The organism is Akkermansia massiliensis, assembly GCF_023516715.1.
GTDB lineage: Bacteria > Verrucomicrobiota > Verrucomicrobiia > Verrucomicrobiales > Akkermansiaceae > Akkermansia > Akkermansia massiliensis.
This window is the reverse complement of record NZ_JAMGSI010000001.1, coordinates 628,438-645,550: the sequence shown is the minus strand read 5'-3', so window position 1 is coordinate 645,550 and position 17,113 is coordinate 628,438. Positions and strand designations below refer to the sequence as shown.

The 17,113-nt window shown below is 60.0% G+C and carries 16 protein-coding genes and 1 tRNA gene; 15 read left to right on the top strand and 2 right to left on the bottom strand.

All coding sequences use genetic code 11. The annotated features are described in order from the left end of the window. Positions 1 to 240: 240 nt before the first annotated feature. Positions 241 to 323, bottom strand: a tRNA-Leu gene (locus tag M8N44_RS02700). A 71-nt stretch (positions 324 to 394) separates the two neighbouring features. Continuing rightward, complete coding sequence (locus M8N44_RS02695; protein ID WP_102721838.1) at positions 395 to 856, bottom strand: RidA family protein; 462 nt, start codon at positions 854 to 856, stop codon at positions 395 to 397. 154 nt (positions 857 to 1,010) lie between these two features. Here M8N44_RS02695 and M8N44_RS02690 point away from each other — a divergent pair, with 154 nt between their 5' ends. The 15 genes from M8N44_RS02690 to sucB all read left to right on the top strand — a co-directional run bounded on the left by M8N44_RS02690 (position 1,011) and on the right by sucB (position 17,100). Further along, positions 1,011 to 2,675, top strand: coding sequence for a hypothetical protein (locus M8N44_RS02690; protein WP_102728334.1), 1,665 nt, complete (start codon positions 1,011 to 1,013; stop codon positions 2,673 to 2,675). Between the two features lie 98 nt (positions 2,676 to 2,773). Beyond that, positions 2,774 to 3,283, top strand: coding sequence for a ferritin (locus M8N44_RS02685; RefSeq protein ID WP_180970932.1), 510 nt, complete (start codon positions 2,774 to 2,776; stop codon positions 3,281 to 3,283). Between the two features lie 99 nt (positions 3,284 to 3,382). Next, positions 3,383 to 3,850 carry a GNAT family N-acetyltransferase gene (locus M8N44_RS02680; protein WP_102728333.1) on the top strand — a complete coding sequence of 156 codons (468 nt, stop codon included), beginning with the start codon at positions 3,383 to 3,385 and terminating at the stop codon, positions 3,848 to 3,850. A gap of 27 nt (positions 3,851 to 3,877) precedes the next feature. Next, the gene (locus tag M8N44_RS02675; RefSeq protein ID WP_102728332.1) at positions 3,878 to 4,381 is read left to right on the top strand and encodes a hypothetical protein; all 504 of its coding nucleotides are present in this window, start codon (positions 3,878 to 3,880) and stop codon (positions 4,379 to 4,381) included. Between the two features lie 135 nt (positions 4,382 to 4,516). After that, the gene (locus M8N44_RS02670) at positions 4,517 to 4,672 is read left to right on the top strand and encodes a hypothetical protein (RefSeq protein ID WP_180971497.1); all 156 of its coding nucleotides are present in this window, start codon (positions 4,517 to 4,519) and stop codon (positions 4,670 to 4,672) included. A gap of 379 nt (positions 4,673 to 5,051) precedes the next feature. Then, positions 5,052 to 5,486 carry a MarR family winged helix-turn-helix transcriptional regulator gene (locus M8N44_RS02665; RefSeq protein ID WP_102721794.1) on the top strand — a complete coding sequence of 145 codons (435 nt, stop codon included), beginning with the start codon at positions 5,052 to 5,054 and terminating at the stop codon, positions 5,484 to 5,486. Between the two features lie 367 nt (positions 5,487 to 5,853). Further along, entirely contained in the window at positions 5,854 to 7,077 is a 1,224-nt protein-coding gene (gene trpB / locus M8N44_RS02660) for a tryptophan synthase subunit beta (protein ID WP_102728438.1), read from the top strand. Positions 7,078 to 7,167: 90 nt separating this feature from the next. Then, positions 7,168 to 8,106 carry an aminoglycoside phosphotransferase family protein gene (locus tag M8N44_RS02655; RefSeq protein WP_102728329.1) on the top strand — a complete coding sequence of 313 codons (939 nt, stop codon included), beginning with the start codon at positions 7,168 to 7,170 and terminating at the stop codon, positions 8,104 to 8,106. Between the two features lie 18 nt (positions 8,107 to 8,124). After that, positions 8,125 to 9,594, top strand: a complete 1,470-nt coding sequence (locus tag M8N44_RS02650; protein ID WP_022396761.1) for a CHASE2 domain-containing protein — start codon at positions 8,125 to 8,127, stop codon at positions 9,592 to 9,594. After that, the gene (locus M8N44_RS02645) at positions 9,591 to 10,046 is read left to right on the top strand and encodes a low molecular weight protein arginine phosphatase (RefSeq protein ID WP_102728328.1); all 456 of its coding nucleotides are present in this window, start codon (positions 9,591 to 9,593) and stop codon (positions 10,044 to 10,046) included. Before M8N44_RS02650 ends, M8N44_RS02645 begins: the two co-directional genes overlap by 4 nt. Beyond that, on the top strand, positions 10,043 to 10,534 hold the full coding sequence (locus M8N44_RS02640; RefSeq protein ID WP_146021115.1) for a L,D-transpeptidase: 492 nt from the start codon (positions 10,043 to 10,045) through the stop codon (positions 10,532 to 10,534). The genes M8N44_RS02645 and M8N44_RS02640 overlap by 4 nt, the downstream gene beginning before the upstream one ends. Positions 10,535 to 10,686: 152 nt before the next feature. Continuing rightward, a complete protein-coding gene (locus M8N44_RS02635; RefSeq protein ID WP_022396758.1) occupies positions 10,687 to 12,066 on the top strand; it encodes a cytochrome ubiquinol oxidase subunit I in 1,380 nt (459 codons plus the stop codon). A 21-nt stretch (positions 12,067 to 12,087) separates the two neighbouring features. Then, complete coding sequence (gene cydB / locus M8N44_RS02630) at positions 12,088 to 13,125, top strand: cytochrome d ubiquinol oxidase subunit II (RefSeq protein WP_102721798.1); 1,038 nt, start codon at positions 12,088 to 12,090, stop codon at positions 13,123 to 13,125. Positions 13,126 to 13,191: 66 nt separating this feature from the next. Then, complete coding sequence (locus M8N44_RS02625) at positions 13,192 to 15,957, top strand: 2-oxoglutarate dehydrogenase E1 component (RefSeq protein WP_102728327.1); 2,766 nt, start codon at positions 13,192 to 13,194, stop codon at positions 15,955 to 15,957. Positions 15,958 to 15,972: 15 nt separating this feature from the next. Beyond that, positions 15,973 to 17,100: a dihydrolipoyllysine-residue succinyltransferase gene (gene sucB, locus M8N44_RS02620; RefSeq protein ID WP_102728326.1), complete on the top strand. Its 1,128-nt coding sequence runs from the start codon at positions 15,973 to 15,975 to the stop codon at positions 17,098 to 17,100. Positions 17,101 to 17,113 lie beyond the last annotated feature (13 nt).

The window sequence follows — 17,113 nt, the reverse complement described above, 5'->3', positions numbered from 1 at the left end:
AAGGGACGCTTGAACATAAATGCCCCGGGGCCTTTTACGGAAAACCAGATGATTTCATCGCAAAACAGGGAGAATACCCCACCCGGCAGTACTGGGGGAGGCTCCTTTCAACACATTCTTCAGGTAACTATTGTTGACCGGAGATACAAGTAAAAGCGGTAATTTCCGTATGCTTGAAGACGGAAAAGGCCCGCCAGAAGCGAGCCTTTTATCTACATAATTTATTGTTATTCAGCGAAGTACCCCCGACCGGACTCGAACCGGTACGTCCTTGCGGACAACAGATTTTAAGTCTGCAGCGTCTACCATTCCGCCACGAGGGCATTGACCGGACGGCACTCTACAGGAATGCCGCGGGGATTCAAGCACGAATCCCCTTCCGGTTTTTAAATCCCTAGCCGCAGACTTCCACAACCATGCTTATTTCCACCGCCACGTTGAGCGGCAGGGCGGACACGCCCACGGCCGTGCGGCTGTGGCGGCCGATTTCGCCAAAGGCTTCCACCAGCAGGTCGGACGCGCCGTTCAGCACCTTGGGATGGTCGTAGAAATCCGGGCCGGCATTCACAAATCCGTTCACGGCCACAATGCGGGAAACCTTTTCCAGGGAGCCCACGGCCTGCACGATGACGGCCAGGCGGTTCAGAACGGCGGCTCGCGCGGCGGCCTGCCCTTCTTCCACCGTCAAGTCCTGCCCTACCTTGCCGAAGTATTTGTCCTCCCCGTTCACGGAGATGCCGCCGGAGAGGTGAAGCAGGTTGCCCGTACGCACGCATTGCACGTAGGAACCCACGGGCGCGGGCGCATCGTAAATGGCGTAACCAAGATCGGAAAGGCGTTGACGTATTTTATCCATAATAGAGAATTTGACAAAGGTTGGATTGGAAGAATGCACCGGAAATATTTGCGTTTCCAGATGCATTTCATGACATTTTGAACAATTTTCGGCCTGTTTGCACGTAAAATGATTGCCATCTACCTCATTTAGTTGCTATTGAAACAACCCGTACATGATGACCGAAGAAACTCCTTCCACAGACCCCAAGCAGCAAATTCCGGACCTTTCCGGCTTGGCCGACTTCCAATTCGGTCCGGCCTGGGCGAGACCGGGAGCCCGTCAGGAACGTTCCGCGTCCTATCCGGAACGCAGGTCCGGCGACAGGCAGGGAGGCGACCGCCGTCCGCGGCGCGACAGCCGCGAAGGACGCCAGCCCCGGGGGGAACGCCGTTTTGACGGTCAGAATGGTGAAAGAAGATTCAACCGGGAAGACCGCACCCGCGGTTCCTTCCGCCCGCGCCGCGACGGAGACCGCCGCGAACAGGCGCCCCGCCCGCCCATGGCGGAACCGGCCGAAGGCCTGCGCGTGGAGCTGCGCCCCGTGGATTCCGGCCTGGCCGCCCTGCACCAGGAGGTGCAGAAGCACCGCCGCACTATTTCCCTGCTGGACCTTGCCAAGGTGGTCATGGGTTCCTACGACCGTTATGACCTGGTGTTCATGAAGCAGGAGAACGGCCCGGACCTTTACCACTGCAAGCACGGCGACGGAGCCTGCTTCATTTCCCGCCAGGAGGCCGTCAAGCATCTCTGGCAGTCTTCCTGGATGCCCAAGTATTACGAGTCCGTGGAACAGGAAGTGGAAGCGCCCAAGGGCGATTTCAAGGCGATTGCCAAGTGTTCCCTGAACAATGAACTGGTGGGCCCCGTCAACTGGCACGGCTACCAGTCCGCCCTGATGAACCTGCACCGCACCAAGTTTGCCAGCATGCCCTTTGAGGCATTCCGTTCCAAGATCGTGACGGACAAGAGCGAGGAAGCCGTGCAGGCATGGCAGGAAGCCGTTTCCAAGCGCACCGCCTGGAAGCCCGTCCGCGAAGGCGCCTCCGAGGTTCTTCTGGAATCCCCCGCCGCCGTGGAACAGGATTTCGAGTCCAACCACTTTGAAGAGTGCTATGACGTCACGGACAAGGTGTTCGTCAACGGAGCCGTGAAGAAAAACCATCTTTCCCCCGGCCTGTGGGCGCACCTGATCCAGTTGTCCGGCACCACGCGCCGCCATCCCAGCATGCTGATTCCGAACCTCTGCCACGGGCTGGCGCGCCACCACATGCCCATTTTCAAGTGGAAGGGCAACCATTACACCGGCCCGGCACGCCCCAAGGCCATGGAAGAAGGCACCGTTCTTTCGGATTCCCTGATGTCCATCGCCACCTGGGCGGCCAACAATCCGGGCAAGGGCGTGGACGCCATGCTCAGGGAGCTGGCCCCCGTGCCGGACCCGGAAAAGGCCACGGAAGAGGAAGTGGCCCAGGCTACGGAAAAACAGCAGAATCTGGTCCGCGACCTGTTCTGGCTGTCCGAACAGGGCTACATTCTGGTTTTCTCCAACAACACCGTCAGCCGTCCGAAGGCCGTTCCGGCCCAGGCCCCCTCTCCCAAAAAGGCTCCCAAGGAGAAGCAGAAACCGGAAGAGAAGGATCCGGACATGCCGGTGGCGGAAGCCGCCGCGCCCCAGGAGCAGAAGGAGGACACCCCTTCTTCCGAAGCCCCGGCAGCCCGGGAGGAACCCGCTGAAGAAACTGACACGGCAGCCGAGCCTGCGGAAGCAGCCGCCCCTCCCGTGGAGGAAGAGCTTCCTGCGGAAAATGTTCCAGAGACGGTTGCCGCAAAAGCCTGACGCCTTTCCCGAATTCCCCCGTCATACAGTCCGCAGGATTATCTTGATTCTGCGGACTTTGTTTTGTAGAAGAAAAGGAAATCAACAGGATTTTACATATGATCAGTACAACAATGGCAACCGCTCTTAATGAGCAAATCAAATGGGAAATGTATTCAGCCAACCTTTACCTGGCCATGTCCGCCTACCTGCAGGACGCCGGCCTGACGGGGTTCGCCCACTGGATGCGCGTCCAGTACCAGGAAGAAACCGCCCATGCCTTGAAATTTTACGATTTCCTTCTGGCGCGCGGAGGCCAGTTTACCATGTTGTCCATCGATGCCCCGGCCGCGAGCTGGTCCAACATTCTGGAAATGTTTGAAGAAACGCTGTCCCACGAACAGGAGGTCACGCGCCGCATCAATGACCTGGTCCGCCTCTCCAAGGAGGAAAAGGACTTCGCTACGGATATTTTCCTGCACTGGTTTGTCAGTGAACAGGTGGAAGAGGAAGAAACCGTCAAGGACATCATCAGCAAACTGCGCATGATCAAGGGAGAAGGCCAGGGAATGCTGCTCATGGACAAGGAGCTGGCGGCCCGCACCTTTACCCCTCCCCCCGCCAATTAACTTATTCAGGAACTTTTCCGGCCATTCTCCGGCACGTTTTCCCCATGAAAACACTTTTCCGGAGAATGGCCGGCAGAACAGTTCGGCTATCAGGAGCGCATGAACATCAAGATAAGGTCGGCTGCAAGGGAGGATGTCCAAAAAACAAGCGCTCTATACGATGATTTTTTTGCCTGTAATGCTGCCCAGCTACCGGAAAATTGCGTTGCGGCAACTGAAACGGGAGATTGCCCGAATCCTGTGATTGAAAGCGGCAGCGGCGATATCATGATCGCGGAAAGAGACGATGCCGTTATCGGATTCGTGCATGTTGAAGAAAACGCGCCACCTCCCTATCCTTCCGTAGTTCCTCATAAATATGCCTGCATCATAGACTTTTTCGTCATGCGGGGATGCAGGAGGAATGGAACAGGACGCCTGCTTTTGGATAAAGTCAAACGCTGGACAAAATCACGAAACCAGGAATACCTGGAACTCATGGTATGGGAGAATAACGGCAGCGGCAGAAGATTTTACGAGCGTGAACATTTTACAACAGCATCCCGGACAATGCGCCTGGACGTGTAACCGACTTTTTAAATGGAATTATTAAAGATGAATGATTTTGAAACAGCCTTGGTGAGCCCGGGGAAAAACAGCCTCATTCCGGAGAAGGACAACTGGTTCGGCCCCCTCGTCGGAACCTGGGATATTGAATGGGTTGACGGGCACGGCACGGAGCATGAACGCCACGTGAAAGGGGAATGGATTTTTTCATGGGTCCTGGAAGGCATGGCCGTCCAGGATGTGTTCATCTGCCCTTCCCGGGAGGCCCGGAATATCAAAACCTGGCCGGACGCCGCCTACGGCACGACGATCAGAATTTACAATCCCCAGCAACGGACATGGGACATTTTTTACGGTGTGGCCGGAGAAGCCACGCGGCTGGAAGCGAGAAAGGAAGGCAGCCGGATTGTCCTGACGGAAATTACCGGGCAAAAGATGAAATGGATTTTTTCCGAACTTACGGAAAATACGTTCCATTGGAGAAACATGGCCACGGAGGACGGGATGCACTGGTTCCTCCAGGGGGAAGCATTCGCCGCCAGACGTATCTAGAACACGCTTGTTCATCGGCATGGCAGGCAACCCGCCGTCTTTCCCTTTCTGCACCCTTCCAGGCCCGTTTAAAGGGGGTTTCCCTGCCTTCATTCCTGTCCAGCAAATAAAGCAGCCCGGACTCAACAATGAGCCATGCCTGCCGATGCCCGCCAGGCATCCATAAGAATTTCCGGGGGTAGAACCGGCTTTTTTCTCTTCTCCGGCAGTCCAGAACTGATGACGGGACCTGCCTCCAAAGGCGGCAGCATCCTGTTTTTCCTGGCGCGCACCCGTATAAAACTTTTCTGAAACAGGCCTCCCTTTCCCATGGAGAGCCCTTGCATGAGGCCTCTTTCCTGTCCGGGCTTGTCATGCTGACGCGCCCTTTTATGCCAGATTTATGCCGGTTTCCCGGCAGTTCCGGAAAAAACTTTCATTCATCAACAGCTTACGACTATTTTTAACATGTTATTCACATTCTATCCTCAAAATACAATCATTCTATTAACATTCAACATATTGTATCCGGAATACCATCAAAAGGCTTATTATCTGCAAATGTAAAATTTTAATAAAAATTTATATTTTTGACTTGCTCGCGGAAGGCGGCGGCGGTAGGTTGGCTGAACCGCCGCCAAGCCTCCGGACGGCACCGTTACCAAACCTACCCCAGACATTCACCACGACCATGAGCTCCATTTCCGAAGAAGCAAACAAGCTGGCGGATTTCATCCTGTTCACGCAACGTTCCTGCATTCTGAATCTTTCTTCAGAATTGAATGAGGGCAAGGTTTCCTATCCCCAGTTTTTCCTGCTGACCTACCTGGCCAGCGAGGACTTCCTGAGCATGTCCAGCATTGCCCTGAAGATGGGGCATTCCACGGCGGCGGCCACCGGCATGGTGGACAAACTTCAGGAGATGGGCTATCTGAAACGCATGAGCGCGGCCAAGGACCGCCGCAAAATCATGGTCGCCATCACCCAGGAAGGGCGCGACCTGGTGGACCGCATGCGCCAGAATATCGTCCGGGACCTGGCCGCCCTGATGGCCGGAGCGGACCCCGACGCACGGCAGACGCTTGCCGATACCGGAAAATCCATCAGGAAGCGCCGCCTGGCCTGATTTCCGGCCTTCTTCCCTCCGTTCCTTTCCGGGTAAAAAAGTCCGGAAGCCGGATCTCCGGCAACGCCTGCCCTTTTTTTACTATTTATTCAGGAGCATGGTGAACAGGGAGGAGCTTCCTTCCCTTGCAGCAGGAGCAGGCCGCGTTCTTCACGGCCTCAAAACGGAGATTCCCCATGAACCGGCCATCCCCGGCATCCCTGTCCGGTCCCATCCCGATTTCCGGCCTTCCGGACTGGTCCGTTCCGCTCCCCCCTGCGGATGATTTTTCCCTTCCCCGCTTTTTTAAAAGGGCTTCCTGCGGAGATTGTTTTTGCCTGAACTGGGGCATCGTGCTAAATACTGGCAGTCACGAATGCAACAGACCATGGATCTCCATACCTATTTACGCAATTTTCCGGACGCCCAGGGCCGTTTTGGCGAATACGGCGGCGTTTACCTGCCGGACGAGCTTGTTCCCGCCTTTGAAGAAATTACGGAAGCCTACCAGACGATAGCCCACTCCGCCCAGTTCATCAATGAACTGCGCCGCATCCGCAAGCAGTTCCAGGGACGCCCCACCCCGGTTTACCACTGCGAACGCCTTTCCCGCCACCTGGGCACTTCCCAGATTTACCTGAAACGGGAAGACCTGAACCATACGGGCGCCCACAAGCTCAACCACTGCATGGGTGAAGGCCTTCTCGCCAAATACATGGGCAAGAAACGCATCATTGCGGAAACGGGCGCCGGGCAGCATGGCGTGGCCCTGGCTACGGCTGCCGCCTTCTTCGGCCTGGAGTGTGAGATTCACATGGGAGCGGTGGACATTGCCAAGCAGGCCCCCAACGTCACCCGCATGAAAATCCTGGGCGCCAAGGTGGTGCCCGTCACGCACGGCCTCCAGAGCCTGAAGGAAGCCGTGGATTCCGCCTTTGATTCCTACCTGAACAGTTATCAGGATTCCATTTACTGCATCGGTTCCGTGGTAGGCCCCCACCCCTTCCCGCAGATGGTGCGCGATTTCCAGATGTGCATCGGCGTGGAAGCCAGGGAGCAGTTCATGGAAATGACGGGGCTTCTTCCGGACGCGGTGTGCGCCTGCGTGGGCGGCGGCAGCAATTCCATGGGCATGTTCACCGCCTTCCTGGGAGACCCGCTGGATATTTACGGCGTGGAACCGCTCGGCAAGGGGCCCAGGCTCGGGGATCATTCCGCCTCCATCTCCTACGGGAGCAGGGGCGTCCTGCACGGGTTCGAGAGCATCATGCTCCAGGACGAGGACGGCAATCCGGGACCGGTCCATTCCGTGGCCAGCGGGCTGGATTATCCTTCCGTGGGTCCGGAACACGCCTACCTGCACGACATCGGCCGCGTGAATTACGTTACCGCCACGGATGAGGAAGCCGTAGACGCCTTCTTCAAGCTTTCCCGCTATGAAGGAATTATTCCCGCCCTGGAAAGCTCCCACGCCATCGCCTACGCCATGAAGTGGGCCCGGGAAAACAGAGGAGGCGCTATCCTGGTCAACTGCTCCGGCCGCGGAGACAAGGATGTGGATTACGTCGTGGAGCATTACGGCTACGGGGAAGACCGCCAGTTCCCCTCCTGATTTCATCCCCTTCATCGTTTCCGGCGGAGGGAGGATTTCCCTGCCCTCCGTCCGCCCCCTTTCCGCAAGGCCCTTCCGCCACGCCTCTCCATGAAAGAATTGTCCAGCCTGGTTCAACGGAGTTTCCACGTCGTTCCGCGGGAAGAGGATTTCCATACCTTGGCTTTGGGCGCGTCCGGCCGCACCATCGTCCGCATCCGCCTCGGCTCCCGCACATGCATCGGCATCCGGTGGGGCAATGACCGCGCGGATAATGATTCCTTCATCCCCGCGGACCGGCACCTGCACGCCCACGGCGTGAACGTGCCGGAGATTTACGACTACGAACCGCTCGGCGCCGGCTGCGGGGCTGCGCTGGTGGAAGACCTGGGAGACGCCAGCCTGCTGGCCTTCCGGGGAGAGTCCTGGCCCTCCCTGCGCCTGCGCTACATCCGGGCCATGGAGCAGCTCCATCTGCTTCACTCCTGCCCGTTTCCGGAGGAGTTCCCCCTCCAGCCCGCCTTTGACGAAGCCCTGTACCGCTGGGAGCAGTCCTATTTTGCGGAACACCTGCTGGGGGCCCACCTGGGGCTGGAAACGGATTCCTTCCTGAACCATCCGGCCCTGGAAGAGCTGGCGCAATTCCTGGCCTCCCTTCCGGAATGCCCCGTGCACCGGGACAGCCAGTCCCAGAACGTGCACATCCACGCGGGTAAGACCTGGCTGATCGATTTCCAGGGCATGCGCGGCGGACGCCCGGAGTATGACCTAGCCTCCCTGGTTTATGACGGCTATGCCCGTCTGGAACCGGAGCAGGCGGAGGAATTGCTCAGGGAGTGGGAAAAGATTTCAGGGCAACCCCTGGATGACCGCATCTTCCGCGCCTGCGCCCTGCAACGGCTCATGCAGATGCTGGGCGCCTACGCCAACATCGGCCACAACCAGGGAAAAACCTGGTATCTGGCCCAGATTCCCGCCGGGCTGGAACACCTGCGGAAGCTTCTGCCCGGCTCCACGCTTGCAGAACCGCTGGCGGCCATGCTAGCATGATCTTTCTCCCTGCTCCTGATGACGCTGACCCCCAGATTCCTGCTTGTGCTGTCCCTGTTCCAGATTTCCCTGGGGCTGGGCTGGATTCTGGGGTACGTGTTTCTTCCGCCCACCATTTTCTGTTATGAGCGGGCGGCGGAACGTTCCCTGGCAGGAGAGTACCGGACCGTGCGCCCGGAAGGTCTGAATGCGGAAAGCAGCATCGTCCTCCAGCCTTACGATTATTTCAACAAGGGGCAGACGGCCCAGCTTCCCGTGGTTTCCCTGCACCGGGAATCCTCCCTGAACAGCTTTGCCGCCTATCCTCCCAATCCCATGGATTACACGGTGCTGTTCCGCCACCTGTACGAGCAGGGGGCCAGGAATGTTTACGTGATGGCTCCCATGGCCTGGGAGGAAGAGCCGGACAGCATCGTCAAGGCCGCCGTGGGGTATGAGCTGGACCGCTTCCGCCACAAGGCGCTGGGACGGCAGATGAGCGAGTCCTCCCGCCACGCCCCCCTCCCGCCGGACTGGAAAGGCCTGGTTATTCCCGCTGCCAACATCGTGGGAAAGACGGACCTGTTCCCGCGCGCGGACAGGCTGGTGGGGGAAGCTCCGCAACTGACCACGGCAGCCCCCGCCCTGGGAACCGTCGTGGAAAACAACGAACTGTTTTCCCCCTCCCCGGAGAACAGGGTTTCTCCGCCGCTTTTCATCCGCTGGGGTGAGGAGATCATCCCCACCCTTCCGCTGGCCGCCGCCCTGAACGCGCTGGACCTGAAACCCGGCGACGTGAGAATCATTCCGGGCGACACCCTTTTCCTGGGCGGCAAGCGTTCCGTTCCGCTGGACAAATACGGCCGCATTCCTCTGGCGGAACACAGCAGCCCCACCATGCTGGACACCAAGGAGGTGATCGTCCCCGTCATGTCCGGCCTGCGGCCGCCGGATACCACCGCCGTCAGAAAACTGCTTTCTTCCGCGGACGCGGTTCTCGTTTCCGAACCGTCCGCCCTTTCCGACACGCCGGACGCACAGGCCCTCCTGGCGGCGCAAACCATCCGCACCCTCATGGGGGCGCTGGCTCCGGCCCCGGCCGTCCTGATTCCGGTAGCCCCCGTATGGGTGCAGTGGGTCATCGTGCTGGACGTCCTGCTCCTGGCAGTCTGGGCCCTCCGTTTCCAGCGCCGGGGGCGTTTCATCATCTGGGGGCTCTGCATCCTGGCGGCCCCGGTCATCGCGTGGTACCTGTTTTCCGTCCATGACACCTGGTTCCCCGTCATGACGCCCGTGGCGGCGGTGCTGTGCGTAGTGCTGGCGGGCTGCCTGTTCCCCTGGCTTTCCCCCCCCTCCCGCGATGCGGACGAAGAGGAGGAGGAAGACGCCGGAGCCCCCCCGCCGGAGGGGAATGGAGCCGGGCACGTGCTCCCCCCGGACAACCTGTACCAGGAACCCAACGAGGTGCCTATCCCCCACCATTCCAAAAGAGAACATCCCGACTCATGACACAGCGCAAGCACATCCTTTTCATCTGCACCGGCAACACCTGCCGCAGCCCCATGGCGGAAGGCCTGTTCCGGAAGCTTTCAGCGCATCATCCGGAATGGCGCGCCGGTTCCGCGGGAACTTCCGCATGGCACGGGCAGGAGGCCAGCCCGGAAACGCTCCACATCCTCCAGGCGCACGGCGTCAACCTCTCCTGCCATGAAAGCCGCCCCGTCACGGAAGAACTGATGGAAAACGCCACGGACGTCTATGCCATGACGGAGAGCCACCTGGCCGCCCTGCTTGCCAATTTCCCCGAGCATGCGGACAAGATCAGGCTGGTCACCTGCTACACGGACAACCGCAGCATTGCGGACCCCATCGGCTGCGGTCAGGCTGCCTACAACAGCGTGGCGCGGCAGTTGACAGCCGCCATCCAGGCCATCATCGCCCGGATGGAACAGCAAGCGTGACAACTCTTTCCTCCCCCATGGCCGCCCCTTCCATACGCATTGACCTGTCCCGCCAGGAGCTGGTGCTGGAAGAATCCGGAAACATCCTGCTCCGGTGCCCCGTTTCCAGCGGAAAAGCTGGCACGGGCCATGAAGAGGGCTCCGGAAAAACGCCCACCGGACATTTCCGCGTCTGCCAAAAAATCGGGGACGGAGAGCCGGAGGACACCATTTTCATCTCACGCCTTCCGGCAGGCCGCTACCCCGCCGCCATCCCGGAAAGCCTGGATGAACATTCGGACTTTATCCTGACGCGCATCCTGTGGCTGGACGGCCTGGAACCGCACAACGCCAACACGCGGAGCCGCTACATCTACATCCACGGCACCAATGATACGGACCTGCTGGGCGCCCCGGCCTCCCATGGCTGCATCCGCCTTTCCCCCCGCGACATGCTGGATCTTTTTGCCCTGGCGGAAGAGGGGATGGACGTGTTCATTCAGTGCTAAACCGTTCTTTTTTAGATACAATCTAAAAAAGTTATTCAGGGAAAAGGAAAATAATTGAACAAAGGTCCTCTTGGGATGTATAAAGTATGAAGGTACCGGTATTTGGCTGCCGGCCTCCTGTTCCATAAACATCCACTCATCCCCAAGCAATCATGGACGATCCGGTCTTATTATCCCGTCTTCAATTCGCCGTTACGATCATGTTCCACTACATCTTCCCGCCGATGACCATCGGCCTGGGGGTGGTTCTGGTCGCGCTGGAAGGCCTCTGGCTGAAAACGAAGAACGAACTCTACCACAAGCAGGCCAAATTCTGGACCAAGATATTCGGCATCATCTTCGCCCTGGGCGTGGCCTCCGGCATCGTGATGGAATTCCAGTTCGGCACCAACTGGGCTGACTATTCCCGCTGCGTGGGCGACATCTTCGGCAGCCCTCTGGCGGCGGAAGGCATCTTCGCCTTCTTCCTGGAATCCGGCTTCCTGGCCATCCTGCTCTTCGGCTGGGACAAGGTGGGCCCCAAAATGCACTTCTTCTCCTCCTGCATGGTCGCCCTGGGCGCCCATTTCAGCGCCATCTGGATCATTGTGGCGAACTCCTGGATGCAGACGCCCGCCGGGTACAAGCTGGTGGAAGTGAACGGGAAAATCCAGGCCCATATCACCAGCTTCTATGACGTGGTGTTCAACCCGTCCACCGTGGACCGCCTGACGCATGCGCTGGCCGGCTGCTGGCTGGCGGGGGCCACGCTCGTCCTCAGCGTCTCCGCCTGGTACATCCTGAAAAAACGCTTCACCGGAGGAGCTGAAAAAAGCTTCAAGGTGGCCCTGGTCATCGGCCTCATCGGCGTGGTGGGCATGGGCATCACGGGGGACTCCAGCGCACGTGAAGTCTCCATCCACCAGCCCGCCAAATTCGCCGCCATGGAAGGCGTGATGGAAACCGGCGCTCCGCTGGCCCTCCACCTCGTCGGCTGGATGAACCCGTCCACCCATGAAGTGACGGGCATCTCCATCCCGTACATGCTCACCTTCCTGACCCATCATGACCTGGATACGACCATCACCGGCATGAACGACATCCCGCAGGACGAACGCCCCCCCATCCTGCCCGTCTTCTACTCCTTCCACATCATGATCCTGATCGGCTGCGCCCTGGGGGCCCTGTTCCTGGTGGGCCTGTGGGGCTGGAAAAAAGGCTGGCTCTTCCAGAAGCGCTGGCTGCTCTGGTGCTTCGTCTTCTCCGTGCTGGGCCCCCAAATAGCCAACCAGGTGGGCTGGGCCGTGGCGGAAATGGGGCGCCAGCCATGGATCGTGTACGGCATCCTGAGAACGGAACATGCCGTATCCCCCACCCTCACCGCGGCGGAAGCCCTTTCCTCCCTGGGCATGTTCTTCGTCATTTATGCCCTGCTGCTGGCCCTCTTCCTCTATCAGATCACCCATAAAATCCACAAGGGTCCGGACCAGGAAGCAAACGAAGACGACGGCACCGGGGAAGGCAAGCTCCAGGTCCCCTTCGTCAAAGACTAACCTTCAGCCCCTCTTAAAACCATGTTGGACAATCTTACTCTTACAGACCTGCAAATCATCTGGTTCATCCTCGTCGGCGTGCTCTTCTCCGGATATGCCATTCTGGACGGCTTTGACCTGGGCACCGGAGCCCTTCAGCTTTTCATCAAGGGTGATGAAAACAGAAGGCTCACGCTAAACGCCGTGGGCCCTGTATGGGACGGAAACGAAGTCTGGCTCATCACGGGGGGCGGCGCCCTCTTCGCCGCCTTCCCGTACGTGTACGCCTCCGTCTTCTCCGGGTTTTACCTGGCCTTCATGCTCCTGCTGCTCACCCTCATCTTCCGCGCCGTCTCCATCGAATTCCGGAGCAAGCAGCCCATGAAATGGTGGCGCAGGGGGTGGGACACCACCTTTTCCATCAGCAGCCTCCTGGCCGCCCTGCTCATCGGCGTAGCCATGGGGAACGTCACCAAGGGCATTCCGCTGGACGATCAGGGCAACTTCACCGGAACCTTCCTCAGCCTGCTGAACCCCTACTCCGTTCTTCTGGGGCTGACGACGGTGGCCCTGTTCGCCATGCACGGAGGCATCTACCTCCTGATGAAAACACAGGGAAGCCTGCAGGAACAGATCAAAAAACTGCTCAGGCCCTGCGTCATCATCTTCACCGTCCTGATCATCCTTCACGGAGCGGCCACCCTGCTGTACGTGCCGCACGTAGCGGCGGCCCTGCACCGCTCCCCCTGGATTTACGGCATCGCGGTGCTGGCGGTCATTTCCATCACCGCCATCTGGATCTTCATCCACAGGAACCGTCCGGGCTGGGCCTTCGTCGCCTCCTGCTCCACCATGGGCTGCATGATGGCCCTCTTCGGGGCGGCCATGTTCCCCAACCTGCTCTATTCCATGCCCAACCCGGAGAACTCCCTGACGCTCGTCAACGGCTCCTCCACGCGTGAAAGCCTGGTCGTGATGACGTACATCGCCATCCTGGGCGTGCCGCTCGTCCTGGCCTACTCCGCCGCCATCTACTGGGTCTTCCGCGGGAAGGTCCAGCTCAACGAACACAGCTATTGACGCCCTGCGGGCAGAGAATAGCGATTAGTGAACATGGAATAGCCCCGTATCAACCCATCTTTCGGCATGAACGCCTCCATCTTCTCCAGACTCCCGCCTGAGGAAATCATGGCGCTCCACCAATCATGGAAAAACGATCCCCTGTCCGTAGACCCTCTCTGGGCCGCCTGGTTTGAAGGCTATGAACTGGGGAGCGGCAACGCTCCGCAGGAAAAAGCAAACGCAGGGAACTGCACGGACGCCTCCCCCTACACCGTCCCGCCGGAAAGCGCGGAATGCCGGGGGCGCGTCAACCAGCTCATCCGGGCCTACCGGGTCATGGGCCACCAGTGCGCGCGCTTCAATCCCCTGGCGTCTCCGGACAAGACCTGCACCCCGGTCAATCTGGAAGAAATGGGCTTCCGTCCGGAAGACCTGGACCAGCCCGCCAACATCGGCACCTTCATGGACGGCGGCACGTTCACCCTCCGTGAAATCATCAGCCACCTGCAAAAAATCTATTGCGGCCCCATCGGGTTTGAATACCACCACATAGACAATCTGGAAATCCGCTCCTGGATTGAAGAAAAAATCAAGCTCCGGGCGAACGGCGTGGACTACGGCCCGGAGGTCCGGCGGGACGCCTTCTTCCATCTCTGCAAGGCGGAATTGTTCGAGGAATTCCTGGGCAAGCGCTTCATTGGGGAAAAACGCTTCTCCCTGGAAGGGGGGGAGGGTGCCATCGTCCTGCTGGACGCCATCGTCAAGCGCTGCCCCGCCGCCGGCGTCTCCCACATTGAAATGGGCATGGCCCACCGCGGGAGGCTGAACGTGCTCGCCAACATCCTCCACAAGCCGCTGAAAACCATCTTCCGAGAATTCACGCCGGACTACCTGCCGGAATCCCCCATTGGCAGGAGCGACGTCAAATACCACCTCGGCTACGCCACCACGCGCCATGTGGACGGCCGCGACCTTCACGTCCGCCTCTCCTCCAACCCCAGCCATCTGGAAGCCGTGTATCCCGTGGTGGAAGGCAGGGCCAGGGCCATGCAGCACAACCTGGAAGACGCGGAACGCAAGCATGTGCTGCCGCTCGTCCTCCACGGGGACGCCGCCTTCGCAGGACAAGGGCTCGTGGCGGAAGTGCTCAATCTTTCCCTGCTGAAAGGCTACCGCACGGGAGGCACCGTGCACCTCATCATCAACAACCAGATCGGCTTCACCACCGGACCGGACGAGGCCCGTTCCTCCCGCTACGCCACGGACGTGGCGCAGATGCTCCAGTCCCCCATCCTGCACATCAACGGGGAAAGCCCGGAGGACCTGGTGTGGGCGGCGGAATTCGCGCTCCAGTTCCGCCAGAAGTTCGGGCGGGACATCATTCTGGACATGTACTGCTACCGCCGCCTGGGCCACAATGAAACGGACCAGGCCGCCTTCACCGCGCCCATGCAGACCAAGCGGATTGAGGCGCGCCCCACCGCCGCAGCCCTGTACGGAACGGCGCTCAGAGAGCGCGGGGAATTGACAGAACAGCAGGAGCAGGACATCCGGAAAGACCTTTGGGAAGGCATGGAACAGGCCTACCTGCAAATGAAGGAAAACCCCGCGGACTACATCCTGCCCGCCACCGCGCAGGATGCGGATGAAACGCCCATCCCGCGTACCAGCGTACGGACGGGAATCAGCCCGGAGCTGTTCCAGCGCATCGGAGATATCCTTACGGAACTGCCGGACGGCTTCACGCCCCACCCCACGCTGGAAAAACGCTTCCTGGCCCGCCGCCGGGAGGCCTTCCGGGAAGGCGGACTGCTGGACTGGGCCATGGCGGAAGCCCTGGCCTGGGGCAGCCTGCTCGCGGAAAACCACACCGTGCGCCTGTCCGGCCAGGACTGCCAGCGCGGCACCTTCTCCCAGCGGCACGCCGTCCTGCATGACTTCAATGATGGCTCCCTGTACACTCCTCTGGAAAAGCTGAACCACGGCACTACCGCGTTCCGCATTTACAACTCCTCCCTGTCGGAAGCCTCCGTGCTGGGCTTTGAATACGGCTATGCTCTGGAAAGCCCGGACGCGCTGGTCATGTGGGAGGCCCAGTTCGGGGACTTCGCCAACGGAGCGCAGGTCATCGTGGACCAGTTCATTGCGGCCGCGGAGGCCAAATGGCACCAGAAAAACCGCATTGTGCTGCTGCTGCCCCACGGCTATGAAGGGGCGGGCTCGGAACACTCCAGCGCCCGCATGGAACGCTATCTCCAGCTCTGCGCGGACGACAACATGCAGGTCATCAACCCCACCACCCCGGCCCAATACTTCCACGCCCTGCGCCGCCAGGTGCACCAGAACGTGCACAAGCCGCTGATCGTCTTCACGCCCAAAAGCCTGCTCTCCCGTCCGGAGGCCGTCTCCCCGCACCGGGAATTCCTGGTTCCCTCCCGCTTCCACGAAGTGCTGCCGGACCCGGACGCTCCCGCGCCGGACCAGGTAACGCGCGCCGTCTTCTGCACCGGGAAAGTTTACTATGACCTGGCCGCCTACCGGAAGGAACGGAATATTTCAGACACAATCATTATCCGCCTGGAACAAATCTACCCGCTGGCCCAGGAACAGCTCACCTACCTGCTGGCCCCCTACCAGAAGGTGCGCGACTTCGTCTGGTGCCAGGAGGAACCCTCCAACATGGGGGCCTGGGGCCACCTGCGGAACAGGCTGGGGCGCCTCTTCGCCACCTCCTTCCGCTATGCGGGGCGGCCGCCCATGGCCTGCCCTGCGGAGGGCGCCAAGGCCCTGCACGCCGCCGCGCAAAAAAGACTCATCGCCACCGCCTTCGGGCCGCGGGCGCAATCCTGAACCCATCTTCCTCCCATGAGCGACATCCTGATCCCCAACTTCGGAGAATCCATCACCACCGCCACCGTAGCCGCGTGGCACAAGAATGCCGGCGACCCGGTAGCCAAAGGCGACACCCTGGTGACGCTGGAAACGGACAAGGTTTCCACGGACCTGGAGGCGGACGAAAGCGGCGTGCTGGAAATCCTCGTCCCGGAAGGAGCGGAAGCCCCCATCGGCGCGGCTCTGGGCCGCATTTCTTCCGCTGACGGAACCGCAGCCGCACCGGAAAAGGAAGAGGCTCCCGTACCGCCGGAACCGGAGAAAACCACAGCGCCGGGAACACGGGAGGAACCCGCTTCCACCCCCCCTCCTCCTGCGGCCGAATCCCCGGAACAAAAGCCGGAAAAGGAAACGTCCGCCCCGGAACAGCCTCCCGCCGGGAAAAACGGGAAGTCTGACAAGGAAACCGCCCCGCGTTTCATCAGGAAACCCATGAGCCCCCTGCGCCGCACCATCGCGGCCCGGCTGGTGGAGGCCCAGCACCAGGCGGCCATCCTCACCACCTTCAACGAGTGCGACATGTCCGCCGTGATGGAGCTCCGCAAACAATTCAATGCGGCGTACCGGGAACGGTACGGCACCAAGCTTGGTTTCATGAGCTTCTTCATCAAGGCGGTGGTCAAGGCCCTTCAGGAAGTGCCCCAGGTCAACGCCAGAATTGACGGCACGGACATCGTGGAAAACCTGTATTACGACATTTCCGTAGCCATCGGCACGGACAAGGGACTCGTGGTCCCCGTGCTGCGGGACTGCGACCGGAAAACGCTCCCGGAACTGGAACTGGAACTCGCCGCCCTGGCGGAAAAAGTGCGCGGCGGAAGCTTGTCCATGCAGGACCTGCAAGGGGGCTGCTTCACTATCTCCAACGGGGGAACCTACGGTTCCCTGCTCTCCACCCCCATTCTGAACCCGCCCCAGAGCGGCATTCTGGGCATGCACGCCATTCAGGAACGCCCCGTGGTCCGGGACGGCCAGATCGTCGCCCGGCCCATGATGTACCTGGCCCTTTCCTATGACCACCGCCTGGTGGACGGCAAGCAGGCCGTGCAGTTCCTTATTGCGGTGAAAAACGCCGTGGAGAATCCGGTGTTTGAGCTATGAGGACCGGGGAGAA